Genomic DNA, 19955 nt, shown 5'->3' on the forward strand with positions numbered 1-19955 from the left:
TGTTTCATGTCGTTATACGGTTCCTCATTCTTCTATTTTGGCTTTTATGGCCCCTATTGGACTCATTTAGCTTAAATAGCGGAATGAGGATTGCCTTTGTTGGTTGGCACTGTCAAGCTGCTTCGCAAAAGCTGTCGTTCACGCTTGATACACGCATTTATGAGCTAAACCCAATTAACGGCTTCGCGCAATGCTTTTAAAGATAAGACGCTATCGCGTTTTTCTTAATCTATGATTTCCTAACTAGCAAATAAACAAAATACGGTGCACCGATTAAGGCTACCATAATACCGGCAGACAGACCATCAGGGTCAATGAGATTCCGACCTATTGTATCGGCTAGAAGGAGAAGCCATCCTCCTAATAATAAAGCAACTGGTAGAAAGAGCTGATTACGTGGTCCAACTAATGCTTTAGCCATATGTGGAGCCATAAGTCCAATAAAGGCAATACCACCAGTTACAGATACGGCAGAAGCAGCAAGAGCAACAGCCGTTAATAATAATAGGATACGTTCCTTTTCAAGCGAGATACCGACGCCTTTGGCTACCTGTTCACCGAGGCTGAGAATGTTGAGACGACTCGCTTTATATAATGTAAAAGGAATCAATAGAATGAGCCAAGGTAGAACCGCCCAAATAAAAGGCCAATCATCTCCCCATATGTTTCCTGCAAGCCAGCGAGCAATGAAATCCACCTTAAAAGGGTCGACCGATGAGAATAAAACAATCATAACGCCCGAGAGCGCCATTGAAAATCCAACTCCAATTAGAACGAGGCGGACAGGCCGAAGCCCTGTTTGACGGCTATAGGAAAATGCATAAATGGCGACGGCTGTTAAGAGCGCGCTCATAAAGGCGATTAATGGTAATAAATATGTGAAGGTTGCTGCATCAATCGGAAAGAATAAATAGAAAACAGCGACGCCTACACCAGCGCCTGAATTAATACCAATAATTCCAGGGTCGGCTAAATCATTACGAGTAATTCCTTGTAAGATGGCTCCCGATAATGCGAGTGCCATTCCTGCTAAAATCGTTACAATAATTCGCGGTAAACGAATTGAAAAAAAGACAAACTCTTCTTTAAACGTTCCGTGCCCTAGAATGGTTGGAACAATACGATTAAATGAGACAGAGGAATAGCCTAAACCAATTCCAACAAAGGCTGTTAAGAAAATAAGTAATAGTAGAAGGCCGATGAGAAGACGTTGTCTTTTTATAACTGCTGGATGAATCATGAGAATGCTTTCCCTCCTTTCCGAACGATGAAGAGGAAGAAAGGTAAACCTAATATCGATACAATAGCAGCAACCGGTGTTTCATACGGTGCACTAATTGTTCGTGCTGCCATGTCAGCAAGGAGCATAAATGAAGCCCCAAAAATGACAGACATCGGCAAAATGAAGCGATAATCCGTTCCTACGATGGCTCGCACAATGTGAGGGATCATTAAACCGATAAAGGCCATGTTTCCAGCAAGCGCTACAGCAGCACCTGCCAGAATGACGATAACGATAAAGAGAACGACCTTAATTTGAGTTGTACGTTGACCGAGACCGACAGCAACCTCTTCATTTAAGCTTAAAATGGTCAGCTGCTTCGATAGAAGAAGAGATATGATGACCCCAATTAAAACAAAAGGGGTGATCGCCTCAAGCTGGCTCCACGTTGTCCCTACAAGTCCACCTGATGTCCACATTGATACTTCCTTTGTTATCTTAAAATAGAGGCCAATTCCTTCAGCGATTGCTGTTAAAAATGCAGAAACGGCAGCGCCAGCTAAAACAATTCTGAATGGAGAGAAGCCTCCGCGCTTCATCGCACCAATTCCTAACACCATAATCGTTCCAATAGCAGCACCGATAAAGCAGGCAATCATCACACCGAAGTAGTTAGCAGCAGGAATAAACGCAATCGTAACAGCTAAAGCAACATTCGCTCCAGCTGATAAACCGAGCAAACCAGGATCAGCCAATGGATTTCGGGTAATTCCTTGCATAATCGCACCAGAAACAGCTAATGCAGCTCCGACGATCATAGCAGCGGTGGCACGAGGAAAGCGCATTTCACGAAGCATAATTAAGGTCGAATCCTTTTCATTTGTCGTTACGGCGAACCATACATCGCGAATGGTTGTTTCGGCCGCTCCTAATACCATTGCACATATGAAGGTGATACCAAATATTAGGAGACTGAATAAGAATTTAGTTGTAAATGAGAAGATGCCTGTCTTTCTATTTGTCATAGTCCTCGCTTCTTTTCTCTTAAGTATCGATGATAGGATTGATATATGATGAGAAGGAGTTACCTAAACGACGGTTAAGTAACTCCTTCACGATAGTTCTAATACCTTTATCTTACTGATCTAAAAAGCTTTCGATAAAAAAGTCAAGCTGGAATTCTAGCGTAATAGGATCATTAAAATAGAATTCGGCTGCGTTTGCTTCAAAGACACGATCGTTTTGTACGGCTGGAATCGTTTGGTACGTTTCTGTTTCCTGGAAGGAGCTATCCTCACCGTCGTTACTTAAAATAATAAAGTCACCGGCATATTCAGGTAACACCTCAGGTGATAGTGCGTAAAAGCCATCATTTAGAGCCACTTCGCTAACCGCTTCTGGCATGTCAAGATTCATTTCTTGGTAAAGGATTTCTGTCCCTCGTCCAAAGTTGTCACCAAACACATAGAGTTGCTTATCAAAGCTTTCAATGACGGATACAGTTACATCCTTACCGTGTACATCTTTCACTTCTTCTCCTGCTGCTTCGGCTCTTTGCTTAAAGTCATCAATCCATGCTTGTGCCTCTGCTTCTTTATTTAAAAGCTTACCAATTTCTAAATGCTGTGTTAAATAATCGACTTGTCCATACGTATAAGTCACGGTTGGGGCGATACCTTCTAGTCGATCGAGGTTATTATTGGTCGGGTCAGCAATGATCAAATCAGGCTCCAACTCTAAAATCTTCTCAATACTTTCATCCGTTACTTCCTCTACGCCTTCTAAATAAGGAGCATAGCGAGGATTGTTCATTGCCCAAGTATCGACACCTACTAAGTTAACATCAAGTGCCATGACACTACCAACGTTAAAGGAAGCGAGAACAACAACTCTTTCAGGGTTAGCGGGTACCTCAATAGGTCCATTTTCCGACTCATATGTAATCGTGTCGTCGTGAGTTGTTTCTGTTTGTTCGTTAGCTTCATCTGAATCAATCGGCTTAGACGCTTCGCTGTTGCAGGCGCTACTAATAATCGCCACTAACAGCAGAGTAAATAAGATTAGGTGCTTTTTCATTAGGTGATTCTCCTTTAATTAAGTTATACGTTATGCACATCGGTTTATTTGTCCGTGGATCTCGGCCTATTTCAGCATCAATTTGAAAGACTTCGCGAAGGACATTCGGTTGAATGACATCTTCACAATCACCGGCTTTTACGACAACGCCTTCCTTTAAAGCAATCATATAATCTGCAAAACGTGCTGCTTGATTAAGGTCATGGAGAACCATAATAATCGTTCGTCTTTCTTCTTTATTTAAACGTTGTAACAGCTCAAGAACTTCGAGCTGATGAGCCATATCAAGGTAAGTCGTTGGTTCATCTAAGAAAATAATGTCCGTTTCTTGGGCAAGTGCCATGGCAATCCATACGCGCTGCCGCTGACCACCCGATAGAGCATCGACTGACCGATACTTGAATTCACTCGTACCGGTTACCTCTAGTGCCCAATCTATTACCTTATAATCCCGTTTTGTTAAGCGACCAAACCCTTTTTGATGAGGGAATCGTCCATAAGAAACAAGTTCACCTACAGTTAAACCACTAGCACTTTCCGGTGTTTGTGGTAAAATTGCCATCTTCTTTGCAAGCGTCTTGGTTGGTACTTGAGCGATGGGTTTCCCATCAAGAATGGCATCACCACCTTGGTGAGCAATAATTCTCGTAATGGCTTTAAGAAACGTTGATTTTCCACATCCATTTGGTCCAATAATAGTCGTGATTTGTTGATCAGGAATGCTAATACTGATCCCTTTCACAATGGGCTGTTCCCCGTAACCAACCTGAATGTTATCTGTAAAAAGACGAGTCATGATTTGCCTCCTCATCGACAAATTAGTGATAATGATTCTCGATTTCGATTATGAGAATACTATAAAGTTAAAACAGTCCTTATGTCAATAGTATTTTTTGAGAGTCTGAGAGCTTGATAATCTTGTGTGAAGAAAATAAAAGTTCTGTCATTTCTTACTTGTATTTTAATGATATGTGGCGTATAGTTTAATGAGAATGATAATCATTTAATGAAAATAGGAGTGGTCATAGTGGAACACCAAAACGTATACGATGTGACGATTATTGGAGGCGGACCTGCGGGACTTTACTCTGCTTTTTATAGTGGGCTTCGTGGGATGAAAACGAAAATCATCGAATTTCAGCCGTTTTTAGGTGGGAAAGTACATGTGTATCCAGAGAAAATGATCTGGGATATTGGTGGATTAACTCCTATTACTGGGCAAGCGCTTATTGATCAGCTCGTTAAGCAGGGAATGACGTTTGATCCTACTGTCGTGTTAAATGAAAAGGTTGAATCGGTTTCTAAGGGTGAGGATGGATTCTTTGTATTAAAAGGAAGTTCAGGAGAACAGCATGTATCGAAGACGGTTATTGTAGCAGTCGGATCGGGAATATTAAAGCCACAGAAGCTAGAGATTGAAGGGGCTGAACGGTTCGAAGTCACAAACCTACATTATACAGTGAAGTCTCTTAAGCAATTTAAGGATCGTACTGTGATCATTTCAGGTGGAGGTAATTCAGCGGTTGATTGGGCCAATGAATTAGAACCTATTGCGAAAAAGGTATACTTAACGTATCGAAAAGAAGAGCTAAAGGGTCATGAGGCCCAAGTCAATCAATTACTAAGTAGTTCCGTTTCCTGCCTGCTTCATACGTCGATTACTAAGCTTATTGCCAATTCAAGTGCAGATCTCGTTGAGAAAGTAGAAGTGACGAATCATGAAGAAGAAGGGACACGTCTTATTGAAGTGGACGACATTATTATTAATCACGGTTATGAACGTGACTCATCCTTATTGAAAAATAGTACATTAAATATTGAAATGGAAGAAGACTTTTATATAAAAGGAAATACGAATAGTGAATCCTCCATACCGGGGATGTATGCGGCTGGAGATATTTTAAAGCATGATGGGAAGCTACATTTGATTGCAGGTGCATTCCAGGATGCTGCTAATGCAGTCAATCAGGCGAAGCAATTTATTGATCCTGAAGCGAAGAAGGCGGCGATGGTATCCTCTCATAATGATGTGTTTAAGGAAAGAAATCGCGAGTTAGTGAAGGAAATGGTAGGGAAGTAATATAGAGAGAAGATGTGTCATAGGGGTAACCTAGTGCGGCATCTTTTTTTTTGATTAAACGAAAAAATATTATATTAGAAAAGAAAAAATAATCAATTTGTTCAGAAAATTTGTTCTTTATTTTGAAAAAACGTGATAAGATATGAAGGAGTTTTTTCAAGTAGGGGGCAAGTTAGATGGTAACACTAATAGGGGCAATGGCATTATTAATGTTAGGATATGTTTTTTACTCAAAATGGGTAGAGCGTATTTTTGTCATAAATGATTCAAGGGAAACTCCAGCTTATACACAACGGGATAATTTAGATTATGTTCCGATGAGTTGGTGGAAGGGGAATTTGATTCAGCTACTTAATATTGCTGGGTTAGGTCCGATTTATGGTGCAGTAGCTGGTGCACTATATGGACCAGTTGCATTTATTTGGATTGTGGTCGGTTGTATCTTTGCCGGAGCGGTTCATGATTATTTTTCTGGTATGATGTCTATGCGTCATGGTGGTGCTCAATTTCCTTATTTAGTCGGTCGGTATTTAGGCAATCATGTGAAGTCATTTATTAATATTGTTTCACTCGTGTTAATGATTTTAGTGGCGGCTGCATTTACAGCAGGCCCGGCTCAATTAATTTCCCAATTAACGCCATTAAGCTTTTTAGTGGCGCTTATGTTGATTTTTTCATATTTTCTATTAGCGACCGTTTTGCCAGTTAACCGAATTATTGGGCGAATTTATCCTTTTCTAGGCGCAGTTTTGCTCATTATGGCTGGAGCGGTTGCCGTTGCGCTTATGTTCTCTGATCGTACGATTCCGAACTTAACGTTGAGTAACCTTCATCCTGAAGAGTTACCTATTTGGCCACTCCTCATGGTGACGATCTCGTGTGGAGCGATATCGGGTTTTCATAGTACACAAAGCCCAATCATCGCACGAACGATGAAGAAGGAATCAGATGGCCGGCGAATCTTTTATGGGGCGATGGTCATAGAGGGTATTATTACACTCATTTGGGCAGCGGCGGGAATGGCCTTTTTCAACGGAACAGTTGGATTACAAGAGGCGCTGGCTGTGGGTGGACCTTCAGGTGTTGTGAATGAGATTTCAACGGAATTATTAGGGACGGCAGGACTTATCTTAGCTGTTTTTGGTGTTATTATTTTACCTATTACGACTGGTGATACGGCGCTACGCTCATCACGAATGATTTTGTCGGAAATCGTTGCGAAATTTTACAATATGGATGGCAAAGTGAAGGTCATAATAGTGACGATTCCTGTTGCGATCCCAGCGTTTTTCTTAGCGACGATTGATTATACATTTTTATGGCGTTACGTCGGCTGGACGAATCAGGTTGTTGCTACGGTCATGCTATGGACAGCGACAATGTATTTATTAAAGCAATTTAAATTCCATTGGATTTGTGGAATTCCAGCAGTCTTTATGACGGGTGTCGTATGTACGTATATATTCTATGCGCCTGAAGGCTTAAGTATGGATTATCAGATTTCAATGGTCATTGGCTTACTATTAACAGCTCTTGTTGCTGTTTGGTATATAGGTCAAATTTTACGAGTTAGTCATAAAGATAATCGAGTTGACCTGTAGTAGAAGTCTTCACAGTCCGTTACTAGATTGTGAAGGCTTTTCCATTTTATTTATAGAGCTTTGAGTGTTAATCATGGAGAGAAGAGGATTCACGGGTGGCGTCGGCTTCGCTCGTTACACGGTTAGAGCACGTCATCCAACTTTAAAACCATTGTAACGACTACGCAATTGATTTTAGCGAATAAAAATGTAAAATTAAAGAAATGGAGAGGTTGATCACAAAATTATGCGATCAAATGTTATCGTCATAATAAGATTCGACCTAGCTTGAAAAAGGCGATGATCGCAAACAATGTGATATACTGTAGCTAATAAATTCATACGTTAGGATGAGAAGATGAACAAAGAATACAGCTGTTTAGTGGCTTCTTCTTTTATAAAAAAATATAAAGCGGGCTATCCGCTCATTACAGATGAAGCGATTCATGCTAACTTATTAAAAGAAGAAGGAGTCGTATTTCGCCTAGTTGATGATTTGAATGACTTTATTGCGCGAGCCTATTATGGTAAGCAAAATAAAGGAATCGGTTGGGTGTTAACGTATGATGAGCAGGAAGTGATAGACGAAGCTTATTTTATTCGTAAATTTCAAGCTGCCTTTCAACAGCGAAATTCTCTATTTCGTGACCCAGAAACGACTTCATTTCGCTTATTTCATGCAGAAGGAGACGGGATTGGTGGCCTAACGATTGACTACTTTGCAGGTTTCCTTTTGATTAACTGGTACAGTCAAGGGATCTATTCTTTTAAGAAGCCAATACTCAAAGCTTTAGAGAAAACGATGGAATACCGTGGGATTTATCAGAAGAAGCGATTTGATCAAGGTGGGAAGTATGTAGAAGAGGATGATTATGTAGTCGGAGAAAGAGGCTCGTTTCCTCTTATCGTGAAGGAAAGTGGTATTCAATTTGCGGTTTATTTAAACGAAGGGGCAATGGTCGGGGTCTTTCTTGATCAGCGTGATGTGAGACGAACGTTACGTGATCACTATGCAAACGGTAAGACGGTGTTAAATACATTTTCCTATACAGGTGCCTTTTCAGTAGCCGCTGCTCTTGGTGGAGCGACGAAAACGACAAGTGTTGATTTAGCTAATCGAAGCTTACGAAAGACGATTGAGCAGTTTAGTGTAAATGGGTTGGATTATGAAGCTCATGACATTATTGTAGAGGATGTCTTTCATTATTTTAAATATGCGGTAAAGAAGCAGCTAACCTTTGATGTTGTTATTTTAGATCCCCCTAGCTTTGCACGTTCAAAGAAACATACGTTTAAGGCAGGAAAGGATTATCCAGATCTTTTAAAGCAAGCGATTGCGATTACTGCGGATAATGGACTCATTATTGCTTCGACTAATTGTGCCCAATTTCAAATGAAACGTTTTAAGGTATTTATTGATCAGGCTTTTAAAGAGATGGGAGCTGCGTATCAAATTGTCGAAGAATTCTCATTGCCACAAGACTTTAAGACGACGAAATCATTTAAAGAAGGTAACTATTTGAAGGTTGTGTTTATTCGTAAACAGACATTAAAATAGGGAGGCGATTAAAACTATACAATTAAATAAGCCCTTTTATCAGCATGTCATTAATTCAATGGCCCATCAAGTTGCGATCATTGATCAGGATGGTTGGATTGTTGCGACAAATGAAGAATGGGATCGTTTCTGCCTCATTAATGGCGGACGTATGGATGATTGTGGAGTTGGTAGCCAGTATTTAGAGGTTTCAGGAAAAGATGTTCAGTTAGGGGTTATGTCCGTATTGCAAGGTAGAAAGAAAGTATTTCGATATGAGTATCCTTGTCACTCTCCAAATGAAATGCGATGGTTTGCGATGGTTGTCACTCCTTTGAAACAGGCGCCTGACCAGTTACATATGGAAGGTGCGGTTATTACTCATACCAACATAACTGATCGCAAACGGTTAGAAATGCAACAGAGCAAGGATTTTGCATTAGCGCAAGCGATTCAAAAAAGTGTATTAGTTCCGCCGATTGAAAATGAAAATGTCATGATTAACGCACTTCTGCGCCCATCCGAACATTTATCGGGGGATCTTTATTCCTGGTACCAAATAAATGAACGTCACTATGGTGTGATTTTGCTAGATATAATGGGGCAAGGAGTAGCTTCAAGCTTAATTAGCATGTCCTTACGTGCCTTGCTCCCTGGAATTATTCGTCGAGTGAGTGATCCAGAACGAGTATATGCTGAGTTAAATAAGCACTTTCACTCATTATTTCGTTCGGTCATTCATTCTAAGCATTATTTTTGTACAGGAATCTATTTATATATTGATGTCGAGCAACAGTCGATTAAGTATTTTAATGCGGGACATCCAGCAGGTATTCTTGTTGGTGATGGAAGAAATCATTTGTTGAAGCAAACGACAACTCCTATTGGCTTAAGTGAAGATATGGAACCAGTAACAGATCAAGTTCAATATGAAAAGGAAGATCAATTAGCTATATTCACAGATGGTGTAGCAGGTACATTGAGGATGACTATTCGAGAAAGTGAACATTATATGCTAAGTATTGCTGATCAATTACATCCATCTAAGTTAGAAGAACTAAGTAAGGGGATATTTGCAGGCGAACAAGCAGATGATATTGCGATTGTATCGGTTAAGCTATGACTCTGAATATAGAAAAAAGAGACCCTTGAAAAAGGCTAGGGGGAGTTCCTAAGCCTTTTTCTGTTTCGGATAAAAGTCATGAACCCATTGGTGCAATGTTTAGAGAGTTTGATTAGTGAACAATGTAAGAGTAGAGGTGACAGCTTAGTGTATACATATGTGCTGAAATGGTTAACAGCGTTTTCGATTATCGTCTTGGTTGGGTGTGGACAGCTAGAACAGAATCTACCAAGTGATGTAGAAATGAATGAAGAGACTAACGTAGATCATGAAAATGAGGAAGAGGTACGTTCTGAGGGTGTAGAGGAAAGCTTAGAGCGATTAAAGGTGCATTTCATCGATGTGGGTCAGGCCGATGCGACGTTATTTGAGTATTCAGCTGAAGGAGAGGACTACCGAATTCTGTTCGATGCGGGTCATTGGATGGAGGAGGATCTTGTTCATTATTTACAAGTAAATGATATTGAATATATTGATATTATGGTGGGCTCTCATCCTCATGCCGACCATATTGGACAGATGGATTTAATCTTAGAGGCAATGGACGTGTCTGAGGTGTGGATGTCAGGTGACATAGCAACCTCACAAACGTTTTTGCGTGTGATGGAAGCGATTGAGGCTAGCGGTGCTGATTACCATGAGCCGCGAGCAGGTGAAGTGTATGATGTCGGTCCGTTAGAAATAGAAATCCTGAATCCAGATCAGTTGACGGGTGATGTACATGAAGGCTCGATTTCGGCTATGTTCACGTATGGCGATACACGATTTGTGTTAACAGGAGATGCAGAAAAGCAGACAGAGGAAGCCATGATCAAACGAGGCTATGAATTAGATGCTGATGTGTTGCAGTTAGGTCATCATGGCTCGAGTACATCAACCATTCCCGCTTTCCTCCAAGCAGTGAATCCCTCAGTTGCCATTATATCAGCAGGGAAGGATAATCAATATGGTCATCCACATAGAGAAGTGGTAGAACGAGTATCTGATGCCGGAGTTGAGATGTATGCAACGTTTGTGCATGGAACGATTGTGGTTGAATCGGATGGGGAAACGTTACAAATAAGAACTGAAAAAGATGGGGATGTAAATCCTAGCAATCAGCAACAAGCTGAGATTGAAGGGGAGCCACTAGAAGAACAAGTAGTAGAAAGTGATTGTATAAATATTAACGAAGCTACGATTGACTTACTACAAGAGATTAATCATATTGGCGAGGAACGTGCTGAAGCGTTAATGGAGCTTAGGCCGTTTGAATCAATGGAAGATTTAAGACGTATTAACGGTATTGGTGATGGACGATTAACCGATATTATCAATGAGGGAATCGCTTGTGTGAGGTGATGAATATGACGATACGAGCTGTTATTGATCGAATAGTTGATGGCGATAGAGCTGTTTTGTTAGTGGAGGAGCAGAAGAAGGAGTTTACTGTCCGGCAAGAACAGCTACCAACTGCAGCGGAAGAAGGCACGTGGCTGTTATTAACGGTTGAAGATGAGCAAATCGTTGAGATGACCATTGATACAAAAATGACAAATAGGATGGAAGCTAAGGTAGGAGCCACATTAAAAAGATTACGACAAAAAAGTAACGGAAGTCGATTTAAAAGAAAAGACTAAAAGAGAGCCCACTAAACGGATGGTTAGTGGGCTTTAGTTTATGCGCTTCTTTAATTCTGAGATGACATCACGCAATGGTTGCTTGTCCTTATGAGCAAAAAAGCTTTCAAACGGGTTTCCTTCTTTTATACGTTCAATGACTGTAAAGAGGTCAAAGTTGTGTGGAGTGAGATTTTCGTTGACCTCATGCCACCAAAGTGGGGTGGCAACAAGTCCATCTGCATGTCCTCTTGGCGAGAAAGGAGAAATGATTGTTTTACCTACGTCATGCTGAATGTAATCAACGTACAGTCGTTTGTCTCGTTTCTTTTTTAATCGTTCAGTTGTAAATAGAGCAGGGTTTTGTTCACATAAATATGTCGCGATAAACTTAGTAAAGAGTCGCGTTTCTTCATAAGTGAATTGATTATTCGCAATAGGTAAATAAAGCTGCAGCCCTTTTCCTCCTGACGTTTTGACATAACTATAGAGGCCAAATTGGTCAAAGACCTCTTTCATTTGCTTGGCAGCTGTAATAGCTAGATGGAACTGACGTACAGTAGGTGGGTCTAAATCAAAGACGATTTCAGTTGGCTGATTCGTGTCGATTGTTTGGAAGGGTATATGAAATTCTAGAGCTAGTTGGTTACCAAGCCAAAGCAGTGTATGAACATCGTTACACACGATGTAATCAATCCCTTCCTCGACCCTTGTTTCAATGAAATCAGGTGCATAGTTCGGGCATTGCTTTTGGTAAAAGGATTCACCCTCGACACCGTGAGGGTAACGTATAAGTGTTAAACAACGATTTTTTAAAAATGGAAGTAGAGCTGGAGCTACTTTTTGTAGATAAAGTATATACTCATCTTTATCGATGGAGAGCTTAGGGAAAATAGGTTTGTCTGCATGAGTTATAGAAATGGACTCTGGTATCGGATGTAGTTGACGTTGCATCTGTTTCCATGTACATGCTAACGGATCGGAATCAAACTGGAATTGGTGAAACGTCGGTTCACGTAAATGCTTTCCATCAAAATCAATACAGGCGACATCGACACAAATCGCAGGCTCTAATTTCCATTGCTCAGTAGAAACTTTTTGACCTTGCTTCTGAAAAAAGGATGCAAGTATCGCTTCTTCTTTTTTTGATAAACCGTGTTTAAAATGAACGACTTCAATCCATTGCTCACCTTTTAAAATGTTGCCACGGAAGTAGCCATTTTGACGGTCATAATGAGAGAGCACGACTGTTACAATTCGCCAATGCTTGATCTTTAGCCATTGAGTTGTACGAATCCCTTCTTCATATTGGCTATTACGGTGCTTGGCAATCATTCCTTCGCCGTTTTGAGCAGTCACCTGTGACCATAATCTTTGATGATTGTTTGTGTAGGTGATTAGCTGAATCCGTTTGTCATTTTGCTTCGATGGTGTTAAAGGCCATGTCGCCTTTTGGAATAATGAAGATAATCTCTCTTTTCGTTTGAAAAGGGGCTGTTTTTTGTATATTTCTCCTTTTCCTATCAATAAATCAAACGCTAGAAAATGGCAAGGGTGATGCGATTGCTGCTTGTCGATGGCTGTTTGATTGCGAAGCCTTCCTCGGTTTTGCACAATCGTAAAGTCGCTCACAAGTGAATGGGTTAAATAGACGATTTCTCCGTCTAGAAGAAGGGGGAGATATGGAGAAATCAACTCCTCATGCTGTAGGCAAAAGTCAATAATTTCAGGAAATTGTTTATTTAATAAGCGTCCCGTTCTGCTTAGTAAAGTAGGTCTGTTTTGTTTCCATTGTAGCATGCAGCGAAAGCCATCATATTTTGCTTCGTATATCCAATTGTCCCCTGTAGGAATCGATGCACGTGTTGTTAGTCGCATTGGCTTCATAGCATGATCATCTCCGAGTAGTTATATAAGAAAGTGTAAGGCTTCGTTTGTTTGATAGCCCCAAATGATCTTTCTAATAGTTAGTATGTACATTGATTGGATACATAATTTATAACGTTTCGCAACATAGTAAGAAAAAAAGAAGGTGAAACGATGCATACCGTTTGGAAAGGAAGCATTAGCTTTGGACTTGTGAATATTCCGGTTAAACTGCATACAGCAACCGAAAATAAAGATATTAAGTTAAGACAAATTCATAAGGAATGTCATACTCCGATTAAATATGAGAAGGCATGTCCTGGATGCGAAAAGGAATTAGGACAAGATGACATTGTGAAGGCCTATGAATATGCGAAGAATAAATTTGTCATTTTAGATGATGAAGAGCTCGAAAAGCTAAAAAAGGAAAATGAAGATAAATCGGTTGAAATTATTGATTTTGTGAAGCTTGAGGAGATTGATCCGATTTATTTTGAGAGAAGTTATTTTATGGCCCCTGATAGTGGAGGGGCGAAAGCCTACGCCCTTTTGCGTACAGCATTAGAGGAATCAGGAAAAATAGGTGTAGCGAAAATCATTATACGTTCAAAAGAACAGCTTGCGGTTGTCCGTGTATATGAACATATGCTCCTTATGGAGACGATTCATTTCCCTGATGAAGTACGTAAAGCAGAAGATGTTCCAAATATTCCAGAAGAACAGAAGGTCGCTAAGAAGGAGCTTGATACAGCGTTACTTCTTGTGGAACAGCTAACAACCACCTTTGACCCAGAGAAGTACACCGATGATTATCGCACTGCCTTACTTGATTTAATTGAAGAGAAAAAATCTGGTGAGCATACTGTTAGTGTAACTGAACAGGAGCCTGCAAAAGCATCCAATGTGACCGATCTCATGTCGGCCCTTGAAGCATCTCTTGACCGAACGAAAAAGAAAAAGACACGATCACGTAAAACACAAGGAAAGAAATCAGAAGGTCCTACGCGTAAAAATGCATAATCGTTGAGATGAAGAGTCTTGGACAAAACCCTCCTCTGAAATGAAAAAGTCGGTAAAATTTTACCGACTCAGCCTGTCGACAAAGTCTCGCAAAAGCGAGACAGTCGACAAGCTTTTTTATTGCCAAGAAATCGTCCTCCGACCACGCTACCGGGATGGGGGGCACGCTTTCCGCAGGAGGGCGTTGAACTAACCGACTGCGCCGGTGGATTTCAACCTGCCCTTTTCTCCTGCAGGAGTCGGCCCTCCCATCCCGTCCGCTTTGTCTAGTGTCAAAAAGCAAATTGGATTCTCCTCAAATAAGAGAAAGAAGTCCAATTTTTTTCTATAATATAAGTGAAAAAAGGGACAGGAGTGGACAGACGATGATGTCAAAAAAGTTATCGCGAGTACATATCTGATTCATCGATTTGCCAGACATGTCCTGCCTTACACCAATGCACCAAGTGTAAAAAATCATCAAAAGCTGTTCTACGGCACAATTGGCAAGATGCTTTGCATGAAGCCGAACATCTACGACATACAGATATAAATAAAGAGATTTATGCAAAGCGTAAAGAAACTATTGAACGCGTCTTTGCCGATCTGAAACAGTGCAAGCGATGCTTGTTTTTGCTGCCATGAACCAATTAGCCAACTGTCACTGGAGAAATACACATCCTCCAGTTACACCAACAGAAAATAGAAGAAATAACGTTAAAACGCTTTTGAGATCAACTTCTCAAAGGCGTTTGGTCTACGGTCTGGGTCGGTAAAATTTTACCGACTTTCATTATTTCTTACTCTTTAAAGTAAGGGGCTGTCACAGGTTCGTTCCATTCCACTATGAGAATAACCCATCGTCAGAACTACAATTTTTATAAAAATAGTTTATTTTTCACAATAAAATAAGGGCAACTTCTGATAAAAGAAAGTCACCACACAAAATCGTGTATTCTCAACTCCAACTGATACACGTACGCTTTTCCATTTCTAGATGAAATGGAATAAAAAGACTACCAGTTACCGAAACACATTGTCGCAGATGCAGGTTATGGTAGTGAACAAAACATTAATGATATCCTGGCAAACAGAAAACGAGATGGGGGTTGCGTTAATGGCAGTGAGCTTAAGAAAGCTCACTGCTAACACCTAGGCAAATCGAAGAATCCACCATTTTCACTATTTCAAGCAAGTTATGTCCCAGTCTCTTGTTGTGTTCAAGATAGATATTAAAGCGCGGCTCTAATCACTTTTTTGTAATGCAGTACGGACAGAATGCCGAATAATGAATAGAGAATCGTATACAGAGTCATCACTAGCAGCATGGGTGTCCAAAGCTCCGTACCGAAAATGAACCAACCTGATTGAACAGCAAAGTAACTATGACTAAGTCCAACAGTTAAAGGAATACCAAAGTTAAGAAGCTGTTTCCGTTGAATACCCCGTAATAAATTTGACTCTGTAAAGCCAAGCTTACGCAAAATCGTATAGGTTCCCTTCTCGCCTTCACATTCATCGACTTGTTTAAAATAGAGGATACAGCCTGACGTCACAAGGAAGGTAAGGCCGAGAAAACCGACCATAAACATGATAAGTCCCATGTTTTGCTTTTGTGTAGAAGCTGTATCTGTTTTTGACAGTGAACCGGAACTTTCGCTTAACTCAAGCTTGTGAAACCATTCATTTGCCGATTCTAAATCACGATTATTATTTATAAGGAAACCAACGAACTCGCTATAGTCCAGCTGAATGTCTTCATCATGATTCATTTCAATGTCCGAGAACCGAGCTTCATCGACGATAGCGATCGGGAGTCCACCATTCGTAAACGGAAGAGAAAGATGGTGACCATCATCAAGTCCTAAGTAAGTCAAAGGTTGCTCTTCACCGTTAAGCTGCAGGGAAATGCTACCTGAATCTTTTAAGCTTAAGAAGCTTTGCAGAATACTACTATAGCCAGAGAAGATCACTTCGTCAGGTTCAAGATCATAACCATGTAAGCTCGTATCACTAATGACAGAAAGTCGCATCGTATTCGGATCGAAATTTAACCCTTCTAAGTTCGCATCAAGAATGTCTTCAATATTAAAATCAGCTTGATACGTTTTCCGATCTATTCGCTCATAACTGACGTCGTTTTCTTCTAAAGCCTCTTGAAAGCTTAAAGCGGCCTCTTGATCGGTAAAGGAAAAGTCAGCAGCAACATATTGCTCCGCCGTTTTCTCAGCTGAGTAATAGGAAATATAACTCAAGGATAGTAAGCCGATAGCGAGTGCGGATACAGTCGTGATAATTGTCAACAACAATGCATTTGATTTCATTCGAAACATGATGGATGATAAGGAAAGGACATGGTGAATCGATAAATAGCCATTTTTTCGTTTGCGAATGCATTGAAAAATGAAGCTAACGGACCCTTTGTAAAACAAATAGGTCCCGATGATGACGGATGCTAAAATAAACAGCATTGTCACTACTAATTCGATCATGTCCGTTAAGCTACCATCAAATAAGATAGACGAAACGTAATAACCAGCTATAATCAGTCCAATCCCTAAAACGCCAATGATGATTTCAATGATCGAGTATTTTTTTATTTTATGCTCAGAAGTAGAGCGTACTTGGAACAAAGCTAAAATGCTTTGTTTTTTAATAAAAAGGTTATTCATCACCATTAATAATAGAAAAATACAACTAAATACGATGATCGTCTGGATGAAGGCTTCAGGTGAAAATGTTAAGCTAGCGATATCATCGACGCCCGTTACTTGGAAAAGAATCATGGCGATTAATTTGGAAGAAGCAAAGCCAAGAAATGCCCCGATCAATAGCGATCCGATATAAAGAACAGCATTTTCGAATGTAATAATTCGGAAAACCTCGCCCTTATTCATTCCGATTAAGCGGTAAAGGGCTATTTCAGAGCTACGCCGTTTTAAGAAAATCGTGTTAGCATAAACGAGAAAGACAAGGACAATTGCAACTAACAGAACGGACGCGGCTTGAATCGCAGCCCCACCTCGAATCGATCCTTTAGCGGGATCCATAGCCGGGTCATATTGTAACGTAACAAAGGAAAAGTAAAGGGCCACACTAAAAACAAGAGCAAAAATATATAGGAAGTAATGACCAAGATTTTTTTTAATATTTTGAGTGATCAGATGATTAATGCTCATTGTGCACACCACCTAAAACACCTTGTGTTTTCATAATATCTTGGAAGAATTGCTGTCGAGTCTCCTCTCCCTTTGTTAATTGCGTATAGATTTGGCCGTCCTTAATGAAAATCACACGACTACTATAGCTTGCGGCGACGGGATCATGTGTAACCATCATAATTGTAGCATGACGCTTTTCGTTAAGCTGGCGTAGCTTGTTTAACAAATCAGAAGCAGATTTCGAATCTAATGCTCCTGTCGGCTCGTCAGCAAAAATAATACTTGGCTGATGAATAAAGGCTCTAGCCGCTGAGGATCGTTGCTTTTGACCACCGGAAATTTGGCTTGGGTATTTGTTTTTGCATTCAAAAATGCCTAAATCATTTGCGATTTCTTTAAAGCGTTGCTGTGCCGTTCGTTTAGGCATTTTTGTAATCGAAAGCGGTAGCATAATATTTTCTTGTACGGTTAACGTATCGAGTAAGTTGTACTCTTGAAAAATAAAACCTAAATGCTGTTTGCGAAATTCGGCAAGCTTCTTTTCCTTCAATCCGACCATTTCTTGTCCATTTATCATAATGGAGCCATTACTAGCTGTATCAATGGAGGATAATACATTTAATAAGGTCGTTTTTCCAGAACCAGATGCCCCCATAATGCTAACGAATTCGCCTTTTTCAACATGTACGTCAATTCCTTTCAGTACTTCTTGTCGATTGAATTTATTTCCATAGCTTTTGCGGATGTTTGTCGCGTGTAAGATTGCCATATGAATCACTCCTCTTTCTGATCTATCATCATCTTAATGTAATGGAGAGGTTTTTTCCTTTCATTCACCGAACAAATGAGCAAGGCATGTGACAATGTTGTCACATGCCCATAAGATGAACGAGTTGATTCTTTTTTGGGAACAGAAGGTGGCAAGTCGTACCGGCTCCGAGCTTCGAGTGAATCGACAATTGAATATGTAATGAATCGCTCACCTTCTTTGTTAAATAAAGGCCCATTCCAGTTGCTGCATGCTCATGATGAGTTGTTGTTGATGTGAAGCCTTTGTCAAAAACCCTCGGTAAATCCTTTGCAGAAATTCCACAACCATCATCAGCGATTTCAAGCTGGCAATGCCCGTTTTCCATATAGCTCTTAATCGAAATATCTGCGCGTTCACTATATTTAATGGCATTGGAAAGTAGTTGGCGAATCATAAAGGATAACCACTTACTGTCACTAAGTAAAGTCGCGACTTCTAGATTTAAATCGAAGCCAATCCCTTTTTGGAAGCACCATGATTTAAGTGCTTTGATTTCTTGATGAATCAGCTCTTCTAGCTGGATTTCTTCGATATATAAGTCATTTTCAATTGAAATGAATCGTTTATGGTGCAGCTGTTGATCAAGTAGAAGGTGAATTCGTAGCCACTCATACGAGAGTTGTCGCTTCAACGTTTGCTCTCCCACTCGATCGATAATTAAATGCATAGCCGTTAACGGTGTTTTCATTTCGTGAATCCACGATAAGAGATGATCCTTTTCATCATCAAGCATCTTTTGGTGTTCATGAAGCTGCTGCTTATACATTCTCTCTTGCTCCTTGAGCGCATCATCGATGATAGATTCGAAAGGACTGCTTGGTTTCTTTAGTTGTGATAAATCTAACTCATCACTCAATGTGACGATCTGCTTGAAAAAAGCTGCCTCCTTTCTGTAGCGAATGATGAGAAAGAGCAAGAAAACCATTGTGGAGAGAAAGACGATGTAAAGGCTTGATGAGAAAGGGAGTGCCGTATCAACATAGGCAATAAACAGATGAATGAGCTGTAAGCTTACAATAAGGACAACCCAGCTGCGTCGTTCTAATACATATTGAAGAAACATCATTGTATCTCATCCTTTGCGATATAGCCTTGTCCGACCTTTGTTTCAATCGCTTCTCCTAGATCGATGGAATCAAGTCGTTTACGAAGTCTGTTTATGTTGACCGTTAACGTGTTATCACTAATAAAGCGTTCATCCTCCCAAAGACTTGAAATTAATTGTTCGCGGGAAACGATTTTGTTTTTATGCTCAATAAGCTGTTTTAAAATAAATAACTCATTCTTTGATAGGTCAACGGTTCCATGCTCATTCGAAATGGTGCTTCTTTCCATATCAATCGTCGCGTTGCACCAAGTCTTTAATACAGCTTGGTCTGACGTGTAATGGTAGACGCGCCGAAGAATCGCTTGGATTTTCGCGATTAGGACTTCAAAATGAAAGGGCTTTTGAATAAAATCATCGGCTCCAAGCTGCATCGACATAACCATATCTGTCGGATGATCACGTGAAGATAGGAAGATGATCGGTACATTGGAGTGCTCTCGAATCAATCGGCACCAATGAAAGCCATCGTATTTCGGAAGTTGAATGTCTATGATGACAAGGTCAGGTTTAACATTCGTGAATGTACTCATCACTTGGTCAAAATCATCCACACCATAGACATGATAAGACCATTGGTTTAAACGTTCCCTTATTTCGGTAAACAACGATTCGTCATCTTCAATTAGTAATAGTTTGAACATACAGCATTCCTCATTCGTCGTTAGGTTTGCCCCTTATTTTAATGAAAAAAAGTGCCATTGGCTATAAATTTGAGCATATTCAATGGCATGATTTTTTTAAAGGTTGTTCAAAAAGGGCGGTTTATCCGTTTGAATGACCTCAAAGTAAATTGT

The 19955-nt window shown here is 40.2% G+C and carries 17 protein-coding genes and 1 pseudogene; 9 read left to right on the top strand and 9 right to left on the bottom strand.

The features are described 5' to 3' along the window. Positions 1 to 56 precede the first annotated feature (56 nt). Positions 57 to 200 (top strand): hypothetical protein, encoded by a 144-nt coding sequence (locus MW695_RS00710; RefSeq protein WP_247101703.1) that lies wholly within the window; start codon positions 57 to 59, stop codon positions 198 to 200. A gap of 29 nt (positions 201 to 229) precedes the next feature. Here the strand turns inward: MW695_RS00710 and MW695_RS00715 are convergent, their stop codons facing one another. From MW695_RS00715 to MW695_RS00730, 4 genes are all read right to left on the bottom strand, one after another. Further along, entirely contained in the window at positions 230 to 1240 is a 1011-nt protein-coding gene (locus MW695_RS00715; RefSeq protein ID WP_247101705.1) for a FecCD family ABC transporter permease, read from the bottom strand. Continuing rightward, positions 1237 to 2247 (bottom strand): FecCD family ABC transporter permease, encoded by a 1011-nt coding sequence (locus MW695_RS00720; protein ID WP_247101706.1) that lies wholly within the window; start codon positions 2245 to 2247, stop codon positions 1237 to 1239. Before MW695_RS00720 ends, MW695_RS00715 begins: the two co-directional genes overlap by 4 nt. A 112-nt stretch (positions 2248 to 2359) precedes the next feature. Continuing rightward, positions 2360 to 3298 carry an iron-hydroxamate ABC transporter substrate-binding protein gene (locus MW695_RS00725; RefSeq protein ID WP_247101710.1) on the bottom strand — a complete coding sequence of 313 codons (939 nt, stop codon included), beginning with the start codon at positions 3296 to 3298 and terminating at the stop codon, positions 2360 to 2362. Next, a complete protein-coding gene (locus MW695_RS00730) occupies positions 3249 to 4094 on the bottom strand; it encodes an ABC transporter ATP-binding protein (protein ID WP_247101713.1) in 846 nt (281 codons plus the stop codon). The genes MW695_RS00725 and MW695_RS00730 overlap by 50 nt, the downstream gene beginning before the upstream one ends. Before the next feature lie 231 nt (positions 4095 to 4325). On the opposite strand from MW695_RS00730, the gene MW695_RS00735 reads away from it, so the two are divergent. The 6 genes from MW695_RS00735 to MW695_RS00760 all read left to right on the top strand — a co-directional run bounded on the left by MW695_RS00735 (position 4326) and on the right by MW695_RS00760 (position 11237). Next, entirely contained in the window at positions 4326 to 5378 is a 1053-nt protein-coding gene (locus MW695_RS00735) for an NAD(P)/FAD-dependent oxidoreductase (protein WP_247101716.1), read from the top strand. Positions 5379 to 5554: 176 nt separating this feature from the next. Then, a complete protein-coding gene (locus tag MW695_RS00740) occupies positions 5555 to 6979 on the top strand; it encodes a carbon starvation CstA family protein (RefSeq protein WP_247101720.1) in 1425 nt (474 codons plus the stop codon). 337 nt (positions 6980 to 7316) lie between these two features. Next, on the top strand, positions 7317 to 8516 hold the full coding sequence (locus MW695_RS00745) for a class I SAM-dependent rRNA methyltransferase (RefSeq protein ID WP_247101723.1): 1200 nt from the start codon (positions 7317 to 7319) through the stop codon (positions 8514 to 8516). 58 nt (positions 8517 to 8574) lie between these two features. Next, entirely contained in the window at positions 8575 to 9618 is a 1044-nt protein-coding gene (locus MW695_RS00750) for a PP2C family protein-serine/threonine phosphatase (protein ID WP_247101725.1), read from the top strand. 147 nt (positions 9619 to 9765) lie between these two features. Further along, positions 9766 to 10959 (top strand): MBL fold metallo-hydrolase, encoded by a 1194-nt coding sequence (locus MW695_RS00755; protein ID WP_247101728.1) that lies wholly within the window; start codon positions 9766 to 9768, stop codon positions 10957 to 10959. Between the two features lie 5 nt (positions 10960 to 10964). After that, positions 10965 to 11237, top strand: coding sequence for a DUF3006 family protein (locus MW695_RS00760; protein WP_247101732.1), 273 nt, complete (start codon positions 10965 to 10967; stop codon positions 11235 to 11237). 33 nt (positions 11238 to 11270) lie between these two features. On the opposite strand, the gene MW695_RS00765 is transcribed toward MW695_RS00760, so the two are convergent. After that, the gene (locus MW695_RS00765; RefSeq protein WP_247101736.1) at positions 11271 to 13103 is read right to left on the bottom strand and encodes a DNA ligase D; all 1833 of its coding nucleotides are present in this window, start codon (positions 13101 to 13103) and stop codon (positions 11271 to 11273) included. 153 nt (positions 13104 to 13256) lie between these two features. On the opposite strand from MW695_RS00765, the gene ku reads away from it, so the two are divergent. After that, the gene (gene ku, locus MW695_RS00770) at positions 13257 to 14102 is read left to right on the top strand and encodes a non-homologous end joining protein Ku (RefSeq protein WP_247101739.1); all 846 of its coding nucleotides are present in this window, start codon (positions 13257 to 13259) and stop codon (positions 14100 to 14102) included. 372 nt (positions 14103 to 14474) lie between these two features. Then, positions 14475 to 14892, top strand: a pseudogene (locus MW695_RS00775) (transposase); the annotation flags it as partial. A 421-nt stretch (positions 14893 to 15313) separates the two neighbouring features. Here MW695_RS00775 and MW695_RS00780 read toward each other — a convergent pair. The 4 genes from MW695_RS00780 to MW695_RS00795 form a co-directional block, all read right to left on the bottom strand. Next, positions 15314 to 17260: an ABC transporter permease gene (locus MW695_RS00780; protein ID WP_247101742.1), complete on the bottom strand. Its 1947-nt coding sequence runs from the start codon at positions 17258 to 17260 to the stop codon at positions 15314 to 15316. Beyond that, positions 17250 to 18011 (bottom strand): ABC transporter ATP-binding protein, encoded by a 762-nt coding sequence (locus tag MW695_RS00785; protein WP_247101745.1) that lies wholly within the window; start codon positions 18009 to 18011, stop codon positions 17250 to 17252. The genes MW695_RS00780 and MW695_RS00785 overlap by 11 nt, the downstream gene beginning before the upstream one ends. Before the next feature lie 100 nt (positions 18012 to 18111). After that, on the bottom strand, positions 18112 to 19116 hold the full coding sequence (locus tag MW695_RS00790) for a sensor histidine kinase (RefSeq protein ID WP_247103048.1): 1005 nt from the start codon (positions 19114 to 19116) through the stop codon (positions 18112 to 18114). Further along, positions 19116 to 19802 (bottom strand): response regulator transcription factor, encoded by a 687-nt coding sequence (locus MW695_RS00795; RefSeq protein WP_247101748.1) that lies wholly within the window; start codon positions 19800 to 19802, stop codon positions 19116 to 19118. Before MW695_RS00795 ends, MW695_RS00790 begins: the two co-directional genes overlap by 1 nt. Positions 19803 to 19955 lie beyond the last annotated feature (153 nt).

The sequence above is a fragment of the Halalkalibacter sp. APA_J-10(15) genome (assembly GCF_023017105.1).
GTDB lineage: Bacteria > Bacillota > Bacilli > Bacillales > Bacillaceae_D > Halalkalibacter.

Coding starts and splice junctions, on each gene's coding strand:
- MW695_RS00715 (WP_247101705.1), bottom strand. CDS start 1,240: ATGATTCATCCAGCAGTTATAAAAAGACAACGTCTTCTCATCGGCCTT.
- MW695_RS00720 (WP_247101706.1), bottom strand. CDS start 2,247: ATGACAAATAGAAAGACAGGCATCTTCTCATTTACAACTAAATTCTTA.
- MW695_RS00725 (WP_247101710.1), bottom strand. CDS start 3,298: ATGAAAAAGCACCTAATCTTATTTACTCTGCTGTTAGTGGCGATTATT.
- MW695_RS00730 (WP_247101713.1), bottom strand. CDS start 4,094: ATGACTCGTCTTTTTACAGATAACATTCAGGTTGGTTACGGGGAACAG.
- MW695_RS00740 (WP_247101720.1), top strand. CDS start 5,555: ATGGTAACACTAATAGGGGCAATGGCATTATTAATGTTAGGATATGTT.
- MW695_RS00745 (WP_247101723.1), top strand. CDS start 7,317: ATGAACAAAGAATACAGCTGTTTAGTGGCTTCTTCTTTTATAAAAAAA.
- MW695_RS00750 (WP_247101725.1), top strand. CDS start 8,575: ATGGCCCATCAAGTTGCGATCATTGATCAGGATGGTTGGATTGTTGCG.
- MW695_RS00760 (WP_247101732.1), top strand. CDS start 10,965: ATGACGATACGAGCTGTTATTGATCGAATAGTTGATGGCGATAGAGCT.
- MW695_RS00765 (WP_247101736.1), bottom strand. CDS start 13,103: ATGAAGCCAATGCGACTAACAACACGTGCATCGATTCCTACAGGGGAC.
- ku (WP_247101739.1), top strand. CDS start 13,257: ATGCATACCGTTTGGAAAGGAAGCATTAGCTTTGGACTTGTGAATATT.
- MW695_RS00780 (WP_247101742.1), bottom strand. CDS start 17,260: ATGAGCATTAATCATCTGATCACTCAAAATATTAAAAAAAATCTTGGT.
- MW695_RS00785 (WP_247101745.1), bottom strand. CDS start 18,011: ATGGCAATCTTACACGCGACAAACATCCGCAAAAGCTATGGAAATAAA.
- MW695_RS00790 (WP_247103048.1), bottom strand. CDS start 19,116: ATGTTTCTTCAATATGTATTAGAACGACGCAGCTGGGTTGTCCTTATT.
- MW695_RS00795 (WP_247101748.1), bottom strand. CDS start 19,802: ATGTTCAAACTATTACTAATTGAAGATGACGAATCGTTGTTTACCGAA.